Below are 15,267 nucleotides of genomic sequence, written 5' to 3' on the forward strand. Positions count from 1 at the left end.
AGGCTTGGGCTTGCTCCCTATGCAAGCAACGTATAAATACGCCGGTATGAATCTTCAGCGGCTTTCGTCAGAATAGCCAACGTAGAATCATTCTCATAAAAGGCACTGTCATGCACCACCTGCCCGCCCCCGCTGCGCCGCCAAGGATTCTGGCCATCGAGGACGATCCCTTGCTGGCCAGCCACCTGGAAGCTCATCTGCTCCAGCGTGGCTTTGCCGTGACCTTGCGACTGCATGCTGAAACCATTATTGAGCTGGTGACCCAGGAACACTTCGACCTGATTCTGATGGACATCATGCTGCCTGACGGCAACGGCCTGGCACTGTTGAGCGAACTGCGTGAGCGCCAGCGGGTGCCGGTGATCCTGATGTCGGCGCTGGGCGCCGAGCAGGATCGTATTCTGGGTTTCAGTCAGGGGGCCGACGATTATTTGCCCAAGCCCTTCAGCATGCGCGAAATGGACGTGCGCATTGATGCAGTGTTACGCCGCGTGGCTTATGAGCACGAAGCCAAGACGCGGCATGATGACCTGCAACTGATCGTCGATAATCGGCGTTGCGATGTTTGCCATGCGCAGCAGTGGGCCGATCTGAGCGGCATGGAATTTCGCGTCCTGCAAGTGCTGCTCGACCATAGCGGCGAGGTGCTGAGCAAAGCGTTTCTGTATCAGCAGGCGATGCATCGTGCCTGGTCGCTGCATGATCGCAGCCTGGACATGCATGTCAGCCGGATCCGTCGCAAGTTGCTGGCCATCGGTTATAACAGCCGCTGCATCGAGACCGTGCGCGGCACCGGTTATGTGCTGAGCCCGACCAAAGCATGAGCCTGCCTGATCGTCATTCGTTGCTGTGGAAGCTGGTTGCGGCCCTGGCATTGCTGTGTCTGCTGGTGGTGATCCTTGAAGAGGACCTGGCCGAGCGGGTGGAAAATGCCACTTCACGTTTGCCTGAAGAAACCCAGCAGGTGCTCAAAGGGTACGCCGCTCAGGCGCAGCGCGCCTGGGAGCAGCAGGGTGCGGCCGGCGTCGATGCGTTTCTCGAGCAACTGCAAGAGCACGAACAGGTCTGGGCGGTGGTCGTCAGTGCCCAGCGCGAATCACTGGCGTCGCAGCCGTTGTCGGAAGACGAGCACACCAGACTCAACTTCATCCGTCCCATTGATGGTCTGATCGGCAGGCCGGGCGCGCGACCGAGTTTCTATATTCCTTTCGAAGGCAGTGACGCGCGGCTGGTGATGGAGCTGCCGTTGCGCCTGAATCCACGCCAGCATAACCGCCTTTGGGAGATCCTCGCCCAGCAGGTGTTGCCCGCCAGCCTGGCTGTGCTACTGGGCGCGCTGCTGTATCGCATGCTGATTGCGCCAATGGCCAGCCTGCGTCGCCAGGCCATTGCGCTGGGCAGCGGCGATCTGTCGGCGCGCATCGAGCCGCGGATTGCCGAGCGCCGCGACGAACTGGGCGAACTGGCGCGCACCGTCAATCATATGGCTGCACGCCTGGAGTCCACCGTCGACTTCCAGCGCCGGCTGTTGCGCGCGCTGTCCCATGAGCTGCGCACGCCGTTGAGCCGCCTGCGGGTGGCTGGCGAGCGTGAACTGGATATCGCCACATTGCGTCAGCGTCAGGAGCGTGAAGTGCTGGCCATGGAACGCTTGATCGACGACACCCTGGAGCTGGTCTGGCTCGACACCGAGCGCCCCCGGTTGCCCGCAGAATCCGTGGAAGTGGCCGAACTGTGGAATATCCTGCGCGAAGACTGCTGCTTTGAAACCGGCTGGCCGGTCGAGCGCCTGCCCTGCGAACTACCGGCCGACTGCCGGGTGTCAGGCAACCTCAATGGCCTGGCCCAGGTGCTGGAGAACATCCTGCGTAACGCGGTACGCCATTCTCCGGAACACGGCATCGTGCGCCTGAGCGGGCAGCGCGAGGACGCCCACTGGCATCTATGGATCGAGGACCAGGGTCCTGGGGTGGCGCCGGAACAACTGCAACAGATTTTCAAGCCGTTTACCCGGCTCAGCGCCGACCGGCCTGGCGGCGACGGCTTTGGCCTGGGGCTGTCGATCGCCCAGAGCGTGGTGCATTCACAAAGCGGCGATATCTGGGCCGATAACGCCCATCCTGGGCTGCGGGTGCATGTACGCTTGCCAGCCGCCTGAGCGGGTTGCTCACACTCAGGCGCCTTAATTCTTTATCATTGTGCCTGTCACGCTGATCGAGCCGAGCATGAAATTCGCCCTTTGTCTGTTTTCCGCCCCCCATGCACCCTCCTCGCGCCGCGCCCTGCTGTTCGCCCAGGCATTGCTGGCGGGCGGGCATGAAATTGTGCGGCTGTTCTTTTATCAGGATGGTGTGCATAACACCTGCGGCAGTGTGGTTACGCCGCAGGACGAGCAGGACCTGCCGCAACAATGGCGCGCCTTCATCAGCGAACACCAGCTCGATGGCGTGGTGTGCATTGCGGCGGCGTTGCGCCGTGGCGTGCTGAACGCCGAAGAGGCTGCACGCTATCAGCGCAGTGCGGCCAGCCTGCTGGCGCCCTGGGAGCTGTCCGGGTTGGGCCAGTTGCACGATGCGGCGCAGGCAGCCGACCGGGTGATCTGTTTTGGAGGGCCATAAGATGAGCAAATCGCTGTTGATTATCAGCCGCCAGGCGCCGTGGTCAGGGCCTGGAGCACGCGAAGCGCTGGATATTGTCCTGGCCGGCGGCGCCTTCGATCTGCCGGTCGGCCTGCTGTTTCTCGACGATGGGGTATTTCAGTTGCAGGCCGGGCAGCACGCCAGCGCCGTGCAGCAGAAAGACATCACCGCCAACCTCAAGGCCTTGCCGATGTTCGGTATCGAAGAGCTGTATGCCTGTGGCCACAGCCTTGAGCAACGCGGCGTCCAGGCTGACAATCCGGATGTCCAGAGTCTGGCCAGCGGTGCCGATATCGCCGCCCTTATCGACCGTTACGACCAGGTGATCACGATCTGATGGCGACCTTGCACGTTGTATCCCACTCCCCATTCGCCGACAGCCGCCTGAGCAGTTGCCTGCGTGTGCTCGGCGAACATGACGCGCTGCTGCTGTGCGGCGACGCCACCTATGCGCTGCGCCAGCCCGATGCTGCGCTCAGTGCGCTGGGTGAGCGGCTGTTCGCGCTCGAAGAAGACCTGCTTGCCCGACACTTGGCACTGCCCGCCAGCGCCCGTGCGGTGGACTATCCAGGCTTCGTCGAGTTGTCGGTACGCTTCGACAAGGTGAATACCTGGCTATGACCCATCTGAACGTAGACGGCCGCAAGATCGCGCTGGACAGTGATGGATTTCTGCAGAACCTCGGCGACTGGTCACTGGCGGTTGCCCAGGCACTGGCCGCCGAAGAAAACATCGATTTTGGCGACGAGCATGTGGAAATCCTCCTTCTGCTGCGCGCGTTCTACAGCGAATTCCAGCTGTCGCCCGCCACCCGGCCGCTGATCAAGTACACGGCACTCAAGCTGGGCCCGGAAAAGGGCAACAGCATGCACCTCAACCGCCTGTTCAACGGCCGGCCCGCCAAACTGGCGGCCCGTCTGGCAGGCCTGCCCAAGCCGACCAATTGCATATGACCGACTACCGCCCGCTGGTTACCGAAACACCAGAAGAACACCCCTTCGCCCAGTTCGTACGCATCCTCGGCAAGGGCAAACGCGGCGCTCGCGGCCTGACCCGCGAAGAGGCCCGCCAGGCCATGGGCATGCTGCTCGATGAACAGGTCGAGGACACCCAGCTCGGCGCGTTTCTGATGCTGCTGCGCCACAAGGAAGAAAGCCCCGAAGAGCTGGCCGGTTTTACCGAAGCGGTGCGTGAGCGGGTCAAGGCGCCGGCCATTGAGGTGGATATCGACTGGCCGAGCTACGCCGGCAAGAAACGCCACCTGCCGTGGTTTCTGCTGGCCGCCAAATGCCTGGCCAACAACGGTATCCGTGTCCTGCTGCACGGTGGCGGGGCGCACACCGCCGGGCGCCTGTACACCGAACAACTGCTGGAGCTGCTGAATATTCCGCTGTGCCGCAACTGGCAGAGCGTCGACAGCGCGCTGCAACAACGCCACCTGGCGTTCATCCCGCTGGCCGACTGGGCACCGCAGTTGCAGCGCATGATCGACCTGCGCAACACCCTGGGGCTGCGCTCGCCGATCCATTCCCTGGCGCGGGTGCTCAATCCGCTCAAGGCCCGCTGCGGCCTGCAGAGCATCTTCCACCCCGGCTACCAGGCGGTGCACCGTGAAGCCAGCCGCCTGCTGGGCGACCATGCGATTGTGATCAAGGGTGATGGCGGCGAGATCGAGGTCAACCCTGACACCATCAGCCATCTGTACGGTGCCACGGCCGGCGTCGAGTGGGATGAAGAATGGCCGGCATTGTCCGAGCGCCGCCACGTCAAGCCTGCCAGCCTGGAGCCGACACATCTGGTGGCCTACTGGCGCGGTGAAGTCGAAGACAGTTATGGACAACTGGCGCTGCTGTCGAGCATGGCGCTGGCGCTGCGTGGCCTCGGTGTCGAGCGTGAAGCGGCGTTCGAACAGGCCAGGCAGTTCTGGGACAAGCGTGATCGCAACCTTTGATTAATCGAACTGTTCGATAATTAAGGGCCTATATTTGCGCTTTTAGTTCGAACCAATACCGATAGACTGACTCCAATTTCCAACTACGGACCTGGAGTCAGGACATGGGTTTGCTTGTCGAAGGACGCTGGCACGACCAGTGGTACGAAACCAAGGAAGGCGCGTTTCAGCGCGAGAACGCCCAGCGCCGCAACTGGGTGACGGCTGACGGCGCGCCCGGCCCGTCCGGCGAGGGTGGCTTTGCGGCACAAGCCGGTCGCTACCACTTGTATGTGTCGCTGGCCTGCCCGTGGGCGCACCGTACGCTGATCGTGCGCCAGCTCAAAGGTCTGGAAAAGCTCATCGACGTCTCGGTGGTCAGCTGGCTGATGCTGGAAAACGGCTGGACCTTCGACCCGCAGACCGGCTCGACCGGCGATGCGCTCGACGGCCTGGAATTCATGCACCAGCGCTACACCAAAGATGACCCGAACTACACTGGCCGGGTCACGGTGCCGGTGCTGTGGGACAAGAAGCTCAAGCGCATCGTCAGCAACGAGTCGGCGGAGATCATCCGCATGTTCAACTCGGCGTTCAACGAACTGACCGGCAACCCGCTGGACCTTTATCCCGAGCACTTACGGGCGCAGATTGATGAGCTGAACGAGCAGATCTACCCGAATGTGAACAACGGCGTATACCGCGCCGGCTTCGCCACCTCACAGGCGGCGTACGAGCAAGCCTTCGACGCGCTGTTCAGCAAACTTGATGAGCTGGAGCAACTGCTGGGAGAAAACCGCTACCTCAGCGGTGAATACCTGACAGAAGCCGACGTGCGCCTGTTCACCACACTGATTCGCTTCGATGCCGTGTACCACGGCCACTTCAAGTGCAACCTGCGGCGCTTGAGCGATTATCCGAACCTGAGCAATTGGCTGCGTGAGCTGTACCAATGGCCGGGCATTGCCCAGACTGTGGATTTCCAGCATATCAAGCATCACTACTACGCCAGCCACCGCACCATCAACCCGACCGGGGTGGTGCCTAAAGGTCCTTGGCAGGACTTCAGCGTGGCGCATGATCGGCAGCGCTTGGCAGGCAAAGGAATTTGGCAGTAACTGCCGCAAGCGTGTAGGAGCGACCTTGGTCGCGAAGGGCCAGATCAGTCGGCGCATCATCTGTGACTGAAATATTGCATTCGCGAGCAAGCTCGCTCCTACCCGGCCATACCGAAGGCTCAGAGTGTCCCCTGAGCCCCTTCAAACCACGCCAGCTTGTTGCGCAACACCACCACTTCCCCCACGATCACCAGGGTCGGAGCATGCACTTCATGCTCGGCTACCAGCTGCGGCAGGTTGGCCAGGGTGCCGGTGAACACCCGCTGACCGGTGGTGGTGCCCTGCTGGACCAAAGCTGCCGGGGTGCTGGCAGCGCGGCCGTGTTTGATCAACTGCTCGCAGATGGTCGGTAGCCCCACCAGGCCCATGTAGAACACCAGAGTCTGCGCCGGCGCGACCAGGTCGCTCCAGGGCAGGTCACTGCTGCCGTCTTTCAGGTGCCCGGTGATGAACCGCACCGACTGCGCATAATCACGGTGGGTCAGCGGAATCCCGGCATAAGCCGCGCAACCGCTGGCGGCGGTAATGCCCGGCACGACCTGGAACGGGATGCCATGGGCGGCCAGTTCTTCGATTTCTTCACCGCCACGACCGAAGATGAACGGGTCACCACCCTTCAGGCGCACGACCCGCTTGCCCTGTTTCGCCAGATCGACCAATTGCTGATTGATCTGGTCCTGCGGCACGGCATGCTCGGCACGGCGCTTGCCGACGTAAATGCGTTCGGCATCCCGGCGGCACAGCTCAAGAATGGTTGGTGCCACCAGACGGTCGTAAAGCACCACATCAGCCTGCTGCATCAGCCGCAGCGCCTTGAAGGTCAGCAGGTCAGGATCGCCGGGGCCGGCGCCGACCAGATACACCTCACCCGGCGCATGCGGTGGTTCGCCGTCGACCTTGGCCTGCAACAGACGTTCGGCTTCGGCGCCCTGCCCGGCCAGTTGCCGGTCGGCGATAGGCCCCTGAAACACCTCTTCCCAGAAAGCGCGGCGCTGCTGCACATCCGGATAAAGGCTTTTCACCTGGCTGCGAAACCGCGCCGCCAGCCCGGCCAACTGACCATAAGTAGCGGGAATCCAGGCTTCCAGTTTGGCGCGAATCAGGCGCGCCAGCACCGGCGCATCGCCGCCACTGGACACCGCAATGACCAATGGCGAGCGATCGACGATGGCTGGAAAGATCACACTGCATAGCGCCGGCGCATCGACCACGTTGACCGGCATGCCACGGCTGCGGGCATCGGCGGATACCTGGGCATTGAGCGGTTCGTCATCGGTGGCGGCGATCACCAGCACACAACCGTCCAGGTCGTTCGGCACATAGCCGCGCAGGCGCTGCTCACCGCCACTGCGCTCGATCAGCTCACTCAACTGCGGCTCGATATGCGGGGCGACGACCCGCAACAACGCACCGGCATCGGCCAGCAGGCGTGACTTGCGCAAGGCAATCTCGCCGCCGCCGACCACCAGCACCCAGCTGCCACGCAGATTGTGGAACAGTGGCAGAAATTCCATTTAGCCGATGACCTCAAGGCCGCCCATGTACGGTTTGAGCACTTGCGGCACACGAATCGAACCGTCGGCCTGCTGGTAGTTCTCCAGCACGGCAACCAGGGTACGGCCCACCGCCAGACCCGAACCGTTCAAGGTGTGCACCAGCTCAGGCTTGCCGGTTTCCGGGTTGCGCCAGCGCGCCTGCATGCGGCGGGCCTGGAAGTCGCCACAGTTGGAGCACGAGGAAATCTCGCGGTACTTGTCCTGGCTCGGCACCCAGACTTCCAGATCGTAGGTCTTGACCGCGCTGAAACCCATGTCGCCGGTGCACAGCGCCAGAACGCGATAAGGCAATTCCAGCAGTTGCAGAACGCGCTCGGCGTTGGCCGTCAGGGATTCGAGCTCATTCATCGATTCGGCCGGGGCCACGACCTTGACCATCTCGACCTTGTCGAACTGGTGCTGGCGGATCATGCCGCGAGTGTCACGACCCGAGGCACCGGCCTCGCTGCGAAAGCACGGCGTGTGAGCGACGAACTTCAGCGGCAGCTCCTTGGCATCGAGGATCTGCCCGGACACGATATTGGTCAGCGACACTTCGGCGGTCGGGATCAGGTACAGGTCGGCTTCGCCATCGCGGCTGATCTTGAACAGGTCTTCTTCGAACTTCGGCAACTGGCCAGTGCCCTGCAAGGCAGGCGCCTGGACCAGATACGGGGTGTAGGTTTCCTCGTAGCCGTGTTCGTTGATGTGCAGGTTGATCATGAACTGCGCCAGAGCGCGGTGCAGGCGGGCAATCGGGCCGCGCAGCAGGGCGAAACGCGCGCCGGACAGTTTGGCGGCGGTCTCGAAGTCCAGCCAGCCGAACTTCTCGCCCAGTGCGACGTGATCCTGTACCTGGAAATCGAACGCGGTCGGCGTGCCCCAGCGGCGCACTTCAAGGTTGCCGTCTTCGTCTTCACCGACCGGCACAGAGGCGTCCGGCAGGTTGGGGATGGTCAGCAGGATGGCGTCCAGCTCGGCCTGCAGCTTGTCCAGCTCAAGCTTGCCTTCGGAGAGCTCGTTACCCATACGCTCGACGTCAGCCATCAGCGGTGCGATGTCTTCGCCGCGTTGCTTGGCCTGTCCAATCGTCTTGGAACGGGCGTTACGCTCGGCCTGCAGCTGTTCGGTGCGGGTCTGTACCACCTTGCGCTGGGCTTCGAGTGCCTCGATGCGGGCCACATCCAGGGTGTAGCCACGCGAAGCCAGGCGGTCCGCTACGTCCTGAAGTTGAGTACGTAACAGTTTGGAATCGAGCATATCGGTCTCTCGTCTATCAAAGTCGGGTCAATGTCAGGCCCACCCAGGTTGCGAGCAGGCCGCCGAACACGCTGATGCCGGCATAGCCCAGGGCCAGTGGCAGTTGCCCGCTTTCCAGCAGGCGCAGCGTATCCAGTGAAAAGGATGAAAAGGTCGTCAGACCACCTACAAAACCGACGATCAGGCCGGCGCGAATCTCGATCGGCACTTCCGGACGAATCAGGAACAGGCCGTACAGCACGCCAATGATCAGACAACCGATCAGGTTGACCGCCAATGTGGCTGTGTAAAAGTGCCGTGGCCAGTGGGCGCTTACCCAGTTGCCAGTGGCGAAACGCAGTAATGTACCAGCGATGCCGGCAATCGACACCGCAAGAATGGTCTGAATCAAGACTTTCTCCGTTGAAGAGGGCTGGCAGCATCCAGCGCATGCAGATGACGCAGCTTTTCGCCGATCTTCATTTCCAGGCCTCGGGGCACCGGATGATAGTACTGGCGCGGCTCCAGGTCGTCGGGAAAATAGTCTTCGCCGGCGGCGTAGGCGTCCGGCTCGTCGTGAGCATAACGATACTGCTCGCCATAACCCAGTTGCTTCATCAGTTTGGTGGGGGCATTGCGCAGGTGCAACGGCACTTCCCGCGAACCATTGGCCGCCACGTCAGCCATGGCAGCCTTGTAGGCCATGTACACCGCATTGCTTTTCGGCGCACAGGCCAGATAGACAATCGCCTGGGCAACGGCCAGCTCGCCTTCAGGACTGCCGAGGCGTTCCTGAACGTCCCAGGCCGACATGCACAGCGGCAAGGCACGCGGGTCGGCATTACCGATGTCTTCGCTGGCCATGCGCACTACCCGTCGCGCCAGGTACAGCGGGTCACAGCCGCCGTCGATCATCCGCGCGAACCAGTAAAGCGCCGCATCGGGGTTTGAGCCTCGAATCGACTTGTGCAACGCCGAGATCTGGTCGTAAAAGGCTTCGCCGCCCTTGTCGAAGCGCCGGCGGGTGTCGCCCAGCAGGCTGTTGAGCAGCTCGCTGCCGATTTCGCTGCCGTCTTCGGCGAGGTCCGAGGCATTTTCCAGCAGGTTGAGCATGCGCCGGCCATCGCCGTCGGCGGCCGCCATCAGGGTGGCAAAGCCTTCGTCGCTCAGGCTCAACTGACGCCGCCCCAGGCCACGCTCTTCGGTGAGGGCACGCTGTACCAGCTTGCGCAAGGCAGCTTCGTCCAGGCTTTTGAGCACATAGACCCGCGCCCGCGATAGCAAGGCATTGTTCAGTTCGAACGAGGGGTTTTCGGTGGTCGCACCGATGAAGATCAGCGTGCCGTCTTCAACATAGGGCAAGAAGGCGTCCTGCTGGGACTTGTTGAAGCGGTGCACTTCGTCGACGAACAGGATGGTACGCCGCCCATACTGGGCCGCCTGCTGCCGGGCGACCTCAACGGCCTGACGGATCTCCTTGACCCCGGCCAGCACTGCCGAGACGGTTTCGAAATGCGCATCCGAGACCTTGGCCAGCAACTTCGCCAGGGTGGTCTTGCCCACCCCCGGCGGGCCCCAGAAGATCATCGAATGCAGCGCCCCCTGCTCCAGGGCTTCACGCAGGGGCTTGCCATGGGCCAGGACGTGCTCCTGGCCCACGTATTCGTCCAGGTTAGTGGCACGCAGGCGCGCCGCCAGGGGCTGGGCAATGGGTTCACGGCTGAACAGGTCCATGATTCGGGCGCCTTGTGTCGGCTACTTACTCTTGGATCACGTCCGCGCCCTTGGGAATCTGGAACTGGAACTTGTCCTTGGCTACGGGCTGGTTGGCAGTAACCCCGGTGAACAGGATATTGGTGCGCTGGCCAACGTTGTCCACCAGTTGCATGTCGTTGATCAGGCCATTGCGAAACGACAGGCGCAGGTTATCGAACAGCGTGTCCTTGGTCTTGGGCTTGAGCACGAAATCCACTACACCACCGGCCTCTTTCGAGGTGATATCGAAGCTTTCGCTGATTTTCGATACATCGCCGGACAGCAGCAGCGCCGGGGTCTGGGTCAGGCGCTGGTCGAGGGTCTTGATCGTCACCTGTTGCAGGTCCGGGTCCCAGAGGGTGACCTTCTTGCCATCGGAAACCATCAGTTGCTCCTGAGGCGGATCGATGTGCCAGTTGAACAGCCCTGGACGTTGCAGGGTCATGCTGCCCTGCGACTCCTGCAACTGGGTGCCACTGCCGTCGAGGGTCATCTGCGAAAAGCGGCCGCTGAGGGTCTGGGACTTCTCCAGCAACAGGGTCAGGCGCGCCACGTCCTTGCTGTCGGCATGGGCGGTCAGCGCGGAAAAGGTCAGAGCAGTAGCCAGAAACATGCGGATCAGACGCATGGGATTCCTCTTTAAATTCACTGAAAGTGCGGCAGCGCGACACACACGCTGCCAACAGGGTTGCTCTGCGGGATCAGTCGCGCATCGGTGCCGGCGCGATGACCTCACGTGAGCCATTGGTGTTCATCGGGGTGACCACGCCTGCATTTTCCATCGCCTCGATCATACGTGCGGCGCGGTTGTAACCGATCTTGAGTTTGCGCTGCACCGCCGAAATCGAAGCCCGACGGCTTTCCAGCACAAACTTGACCGCTTCGTCGTAAAGCGCATCGCTTTCGCTGTCTTCACCGTCGCCACCCCCACTACCGCCATCGAACCCGCTACCGGCCTCTTCGACGCCGGCCAGAATATCGTCGTTGTAGTCAGGGGTGCCACGCATTTTCCAGGCCTCAACGACCCGATGGACCTCATCATCGGACACGAAGGCACCATGGACCCGGATCGGCAGGCTGGTGCCTGGTGGCATGTAGAGCATGTCACCGTGCCCCAGCAGTTGCTCGGCACCGCCCTGGTCGATGATGGTCCGCGAGTCAATCTTGCTCGACACCTGAAACGCCATACGGGTCGGGATGTTGGCCTTGATCAGACCGGTAATCACATCCACCGACGGCCGCTGGGTGGCAAGAATCAGGTGAATACCGGCGGCACGGGCTTTCTGGGCGATACGCGCGATCAGTTCTTCGACCTTCTTGCCGACGATCATCATCATGTCGGCAAATTCGTCGACCACCACCACAATGGTCGGCAGGGTACTGAGCAACGGCGCCTCATCGTGAATGCTTTCACGGCGATACAGCGGGTCGCTGACCGGTGTACCGGCCTCTTCGGCATCCTTGATCTTGCGGTTGAAGCCGGCCAGGTTACGCACGCCCATGGCCGCCATCAGCTTGTAGCGCCGCTCCATCTCGGCAACGCTCCAGCGCAGGGCGTTGGCCGCGTCCTTCATGTCGGTGACCACCGGGCACAGCAGATGCGGAATGCCCTCATAGATCGACAGCTCAAGCATTTTCGGGTCGATCATGATCAAGCGGGCATCTTGCGGACCGGACTTGAACAGGATCGACAGGATCATGGCGTTGACCCCCACCGACTTACCGGAACCGGTGGTACCGGCGACCAGCAGGTGCGGCATCTTGGCCAGATCGGTAATTACCGGGCGGCCACCGATGTCATGCCCCAGCGCCAGGGTGACTGGCGATTTGGCGGTATCGAATTCGGGGGTCGACAATACTTCCGAGAAACGCACGATCTGCCGGTCTTCGTTGGGGATCTCGATACCCACGGTGGTTTTGCCGGGAATCACCTCGACCACCCGCACACTGGTCACCGCCAGTGAACGAGCAAGGTCTTTGGCCAGGTTGGCAATCCGACTGACCTTGACCCCGGCCGCTGGCTGGATTTCGTAGCGGGTAATCACCGGCCCCGGATGAATCGAGTCCACCGTAACCTCGACACCAAACTCCTTGAGCTTGATTTCCAGCAGCTTGCCCACCGCGTCCAGCGATTCGGGTGAATAACTAAGGGCTTTCTTTTCCACCGGATCAAGAATCGACAGCGGCGGCAATGTGCCTTCGATGGCGCTGTCGACAAACAGCGGCGCCTGCTTTTCCTTCATCACCCGGTTGCTCGGCTCCGGCGCTTTGGCCGGAGTCGGCGGAATGATCGCCGGCATCGGCTTGCCCGGTTGCGCAGGTGTTGCCAGCGGCGCCACAGCAGCACTGGCGGCGGGCACCACAGGCGCGGCGACAGGCGCCGGTTTGCCGGCGGCAGGCTGCTCACGCTCAAACACCTTGTCGCGGGCGCCGAGTGCCGGCTCACGGCGACTGGCGGGTCTGGGCGCCTGCTTCTCGTCTTCCAGATGCAGGTCGACCTCGCGCAACTTGACCACCATGCTGCGCCGCTCGGCACGGGCGGCCCACCAGCGGCTGACCGCGCCTTGCAGCAATTCGACCAGATCCAGGGTGATCTTACCGGTGACATCCATGACCTTGAACCACGACAGGTCAGTGAACACAGTCAGCCCGAACAGGAACAGGGCAATGAACAGCAGCGTGCTGCCCTGAATATTCAGCGCCCGCTTGGCAAGGTCACCGAGCACCTCACCCAGCACTCCGCCTGCCGAACCCGGAAAGCCGGCTGTGAAATGAAAGTGGATGTGCGCCAGGGCCGCGCCGGCCAGGACCAGAAACACCAGACCGATCAGGCGCCAGGAGAACAGCCAGCCGCTCCATTGCCAGGGTTCATGCCGCTGACGGAACACCTGCCAGGCCTTGATCCCCAGCAACAGCGGAAAGATATAGGCGAAGTAGCCCAGAACCATGAACAGGATGTCGGCACTGAATGCTCCGGCCCGGCCAGCGGCATTCTGTACCTGGCCGCCACTGCTGCTGGTATGGCTCCAGCCGGGGTCGCTCTGGTCGTAGGTCAGCAAGGCCATGATCAGATACAGGCACAGGAAGCCGAAGGCGATCAATGCCCCTTCCTTGAGCCGATAGTGCAACTGCTGCCGCCATAGGGGTACAGCTGCGGGTGCGGGTGCTGGAGTGGATTTCTTCAAAACGCTTTAATTCCTGCGCAGGAGCGCGAACAACTCATTGAACGACCAGGTGTGGCGACGGCGCGAGACAAGCGCGAACGGTGACATTGACATTGCACTACGGATGAACGCCTCCTGAAACACTCGGCTTGAATGATAACGCGCAACGTTGGCATTGTACGGTTTTGTAGCGGTACCGGTCTGTACTGGCACGCGACAAGTCTGGCGCGCCGGTCTGCTCTGTTCAAGCAGCACTGACGATAGCCCAATTTGAGCATGCATTGTCTTGCGTGACAAAGGCTTATGACATGACGTTGATCCTGTATCGGCAGCAGCTCAGGGGTACGACAACCTGACTCAGACCTGCTTGAGCGTATAGAGTTGCAAAATGACTGACGCCCTCCCCTCCCCTGCTGAGACCCATTGATCCCATGCTGACCTGGTTACGACGTGACAGCCTCGACTTCCCGCCCCTGGACAAGGCCCTGCGCGAGCCCAACGGGTTACTGGCCGCCGGCGGCGACCTGTCTGCCGACCGCCTGGTGCAGGCTTATCGCCACGGCTGCTTTCCGTGGTTTCAGGACGGCCAGCCCATTCTCTGGTGGTCCCCCGACCCACGCACCGTTCTGCCCCCGGCAGAGCTGCATGTTTCCCGCAGCCTCGCCAAGCTGCTGCGCCAACAGAAGTACCGGGTCACCTTCGACCAGGACTTTGCCGCGGTCATTGAGGCCTGTGCAGCCCCTCGCAGCTATGCGCAGGGCACCTGGATCACCGCCAGCATGCAGGACGCTTACCTTGAGTTGCATCAACGCGGCCATGCTCACAGCGTCGAAGTCTGGCTGGGCGACGAACTGGTCGGCGGCCTGTATGGCTTGGCCATGGGACGCCTGTTCTTTGGCGAGTCGATGTTCAGCCGCGCCGACAATGCTTCAAAGGTCGGCTTTGCGACTCTGGTGGAGCACCTCAAGGCCTGGGACTTCGTGCTGATCGATTGCCAGATGCCTACCCAGCACCTGCACAGCTTCGGCGCCCGCTCGATCCCGCGCCAGGCATTTGCCCAATACCTGAACCAATACCTCGACTCGGCCAATAAGGCTGACTGGTCAGCTAGTCGAGTCTGACATGCTGGCTTACACTGATAGCTACAAGGTTTTCGAGAACGGGGGCAATCATGACAGAGCTGGCGCGCCTCAAGTTTTATGCCACTCAACCCCACTCCTGCAGCTACCTGCCCGATGAACAGGCGACCACGCTGTTCCTCGATCCCAGCCAGCCCATGGACGTACAGGTCTATGCCGACCTGTCTGACATGGGGTTTCGCCGTAGCGGTGACCACCTGTACCGCCCGCACTGCCAGAACTGCAGCGCATGCATCCCGGCGCGCATTCCGGTGGCATTGTTTGAACCTGACCGCCAGCAAAAGCGCATCATCAAGCGCAATGCCGACCTGGTGGTACGCAGCGTCAAGCCGGTGTTCACCCAGGAATACTTCGATCTTTATCAGCGCTACATCGAACAACGCCACGCCGATGGCGACATGTACCCACCCAGCCGTGAGCAGTTCAGCACGTTTCTGGTTCGCGACCTGCCGTTTACCCGCTTCTACGAATTCCGCGCCGAAGGCCGGCTGATGGCCGTGGCGGTTACCGACCTGCTGCCCAATGGCCTGTCGGCGGTTTATACCTTCTATGAGCCTGACGAAGAACGCCGCAGCCTGGGGCGTTACGCGATCCTCTGGCAGATCGCCGAAACGGCACGTTTGCACCTGCACTCGGTCTATCTCGGCTATTGGATCAAGAACTGCAAAAAGATGAATTACAAGACCCAATATCGGCCCATTGAGCTGCTAACCAATCAAAGATGGGTCACTCTGTACTGAACTGCTTG

Annotated in this window: 16 protein-coding genes; 10 read left to right on the forward strand and 6 right to left on the reverse strand. The window is 61.7% G+C overall.

Translation table 11 applies throughout. The features are described 5' to 3' along the window. The first annotated feature begins 110 nt into the window (after window positions 1–110). From PSCI_RS27050 to PSCI_RS27085, 8 genes are all read left to right on the forward strand, one after another. The gene (locus tag PSCI_RS27050) at window positions 111–824 is read left to right on the forward strand and encodes a response regulator transcription factor (protein WP_045493079.1); all 714 of its coding nucleotides are present in this window, start codon (window positions 111–113) and stop codon (window positions 822–824) included. Next, window positions 821–2,158 carry a HAMP domain-containing sensor histidine kinase gene (locus tag PSCI_RS27055; protein WP_045493082.1) on the forward strand — a complete coding sequence of 446 codons (1,338 nt, stop codon included), beginning with the start codon at window positions 821–823 and terminating at the stop codon, window positions 2,156–2,158. The genes PSCI_RS27050 and PSCI_RS27055 overlap by 4 nt, the downstream gene beginning before the upstream one ends. Window positions 2,159–2,225: 67 nt before the next feature. Then, complete coding sequence (gene tusD, locus PSCI_RS27060; protein ID WP_045493083.1) at window positions 2,226–2,618, forward strand: sulfurtransferase complex subunit TusD; 393 nt, start codon at window positions 2,226–2,228, stop codon at window positions 2,616–2,618. A gap of 1 nt (window position 2,619) precedes the next feature. After that, window positions 2,620–2,976, forward strand: a complete 357-nt coding sequence (gene tusC, locus PSCI_RS27065) for a sulfurtransferase complex subunit TusC (RefSeq protein ID WP_045493085.1) — start codon at window positions 2,620–2,622, stop codon at window positions 2,974–2,976. Further along, the gene (gene tusB, locus PSCI_RS27070) at window positions 2,976–3,260 is read left to right on the forward strand and encodes a sulfurtransferase complex subunit TusB (protein WP_045493088.1); all 285 of its coding nucleotides are present in this window, start codon (window positions 2,976–2,978) and stop codon (window positions 3,258–3,260) included. Before tusC ends, tusB begins: the two co-directional genes overlap by 1 nt. After that, complete coding sequence (locus PSCI_RS27075; RefSeq protein WP_045493091.1) at window positions 3,257–3,592, forward strand: TusE/DsrC/DsvC family sulfur relay protein; 336 nt, start codon at window positions 3,257–3,259, stop codon at window positions 3,590–3,592. The genes tusB and PSCI_RS27075 overlap by 4 nt, the downstream gene beginning before the upstream one ends. After that, window positions 3,589–4,590 (forward strand): glycosyl transferase family protein, encoded by a 1,002-nt coding sequence (locus PSCI_RS27080; RefSeq protein WP_045493093.1) that lies wholly within the window; start codon window positions 3,589–3,591, stop codon window positions 4,588–4,590. The genes PSCI_RS27075 and PSCI_RS27080 overlap by 4 nt, the downstream gene beginning before the upstream one ends. Window positions 4,591–4,694: 104 nt before the next feature. Next, complete coding sequence (locus PSCI_RS27085) at window positions 4,695–5,687, forward strand: glutathione S-transferase family protein (protein WP_045493095.1); 993 nt, start codon at window positions 4,695–4,697, stop codon at window positions 5,685–5,687. 119 nt (window positions 5,688–5,806) lie between these two features. On the opposite strand, the gene cysG is transcribed toward PSCI_RS27085, so the two are convergent. The 6 genes from cysG to PSCI_RS27115 all read right to left on the reverse strand — a co-directional run bounded on the left by cysG (window position 5,807) and on the right by PSCI_RS27115 (window position 13,401). Then, entirely contained in the window at window positions 5,807–7,201 is a 1,395-nt protein-coding gene (gene cysG / locus PSCI_RS27090; RefSeq protein ID WP_045493098.1) for a siroheme synthase CysG, read from the reverse strand. Continuing rightward, window positions 7,202–8,482 (reverse strand): serine--tRNA ligase, encoded by a 1,281-nt coding sequence (serS, locus tag PSCI_RS27095; RefSeq protein WP_045493100.1) that lies wholly within the window; start codon window positions 8,480–8,482, stop codon window positions 7,202–7,204. A gap of 16 nt (window positions 8,483–8,498) precedes the next feature. Continuing rightward, the gene (gene crcB / locus PSCI_RS27100) at window positions 8,499–8,873 is read right to left on the reverse strand and encodes a fluoride efflux transporter CrcB (RefSeq protein ID WP_045493103.1); all 375 of its coding nucleotides are present in this window, start codon (window positions 8,871–8,873) and stop codon (window positions 8,499–8,501) included. Then, on the reverse strand, window positions 8,870–10,195 hold the full coding sequence (locus tag PSCI_RS27105; protein WP_045493106.1) for a replication-associated recombination protein A: 1,326 nt from the start codon (window positions 10,193–10,195) through the stop codon (window positions 8,870–8,872). Before PSCI_RS27105 ends, crcB begins: the two co-directional genes overlap by 4 nt. Before the next feature lie 25 nt (window positions 10,196–10,220). Further along, window positions 10,221–10,844, reverse strand: a complete 624-nt coding sequence (gene lolA, locus PSCI_RS27110; protein ID WP_045493109.1) for an outer membrane lipoprotein chaperone LolA — start codon at window positions 10,842–10,844, stop codon at window positions 10,221–10,223. 73 nt (window positions 10,845–10,917) lie between these two features. After that, complete coding sequence (locus PSCI_RS27115; protein ID WP_045493112.1) at window positions 10,918–13,401, reverse strand: DNA translocase FtsK; 2,484 nt, start codon at window positions 13,399–13,401, stop codon at window positions 10,918–10,920. Between the two features lie 410 nt (window positions 13,402–13,811). Here PSCI_RS27115 and aat point away from each other — a divergent pair, with 410 nt between their 5' ends. Together aat and PSCI_RS27125 are read left to right on the forward strand one after the other, a co-directional pair. Then, a complete protein-coding gene (gene aat / locus PSCI_RS27120; RefSeq protein WP_045493114.1) occupies window positions 13,812–14,501 on the forward strand; it encodes a leucyl/phenylalanyl-tRNA--protein transferase in 690 nt (229 codons plus the stop codon). 50 nt (window positions 14,502–14,551) lie between these two features. Next, complete coding sequence (locus PSCI_RS27125) at window positions 14,552–15,259, forward strand: arginyltransferase (protein ID WP_045493118.1); 708 nt, start codon at window positions 14,552–14,554, stop codon at window positions 15,257–15,259. The last annotated feature ends 8 nt before the right edge of the window (window positions 15,260–15,267 follow it).

Origin of the sequence: Pseudomonas sp. StFLB209 (assembly GCF_000829415.1) — a bacterium.
Lineage (GTDB): Bacteria > Pseudomonadota > Gammaproteobacteria > Pseudomonadales > Pseudomonadaceae > Aquipseudomonas.

Bases quoted from the DNA above. Each gene is read 5' to 3' on its own strand.
- PSCI_RS27080 (WP_045493093.1), top strand. From the start codon at position 3,589: ATGACCGACTACCGCCCGCTGGTTACCGAAACACCAGAAGAACACCCC.
- PSCI_RS27055 (WP_045493082.1), top strand. From the start codon at position 821: ATGAGCCTGCCTGATCGTCATTCGTTGCTGTGGAAGCTGGTTGCGGCC.
- PSCI_RS27075 (WP_045493091.1), top strand. From the start codon at position 3,257: ATGACCCATCTGAACGTAGACGGCCGCAAGATCGCGCTGGACAGTGAT.
- lolA (WP_045493109.1), bottom strand. From the start codon at position 10,844: ATGCGTCTGATCCGCATGTTTCTGGCTACTGCTCTGACCTTTTCCGCG.
- PSCI_RS27085 (WP_045493095.1), top strand. From the start codon at position 4,695: ATGGGTTTGCTTGTCGAAGGACGCTGGCACGACCAGTGGTACGAAACC.
- tusC (WP_045493085.1), top strand. From the start codon at position 2,620: ATGAGCAAATCGCTGTTGATTATCAGCCGCCAGGCGCCGTGGTCAGGG.
- PSCI_RS27125 (WP_045493118.1), top strand. From the start codon at position 14,552: ATGACAGAGCTGGCGCGCCTCAAGTTTTATGCCACTCAACCCCACTCC.
- cysG (WP_045493098.1), bottom strand. From the start codon at position 7,201: ATGGAATTTCTGCCACTGTTCCACAATCTGCGTGGCAGCTGGGTGCTG.
- aat (WP_045493114.1), top strand. From the start codon at position 13,812: ATGCTGACCTGGTTACGACGTGACAGCCTCGACTTCCCGCCCCTGGAC.
- PSCI_RS27105 (WP_045493106.1), bottom strand. From the start codon at position 10,195: ATGGACCTGTTCAGCCGTGAACCCATTGCCCAGCCCCTGGCGGCGCGC.
- tusD (WP_045493083.1), top strand. From the start codon at position 2,226: ATGAAATTCGCCCTTTGTCTGTTTTCCGCCCCCCATGCACCCTCCTCG.
- tusB (WP_045493088.1), top strand. From the start codon at position 2,976: ATGGCGACCTTGCACGTTGTATCCCACTCCCCATTCGCCGACAGCCGC.
- serS (WP_045493100.1), bottom strand. From the start codon at position 8,482: ATGCTCGATTCCAAACTGTTACGTACTCAACTTCAGGACGTAGCGGAC.
- PSCI_RS27050 (WP_045493079.1), top strand. From the start codon at position 111: ATGCACCACCTGCCCGCCCCCGCTGCGCCGCCAAGGATTCTGGCCATC.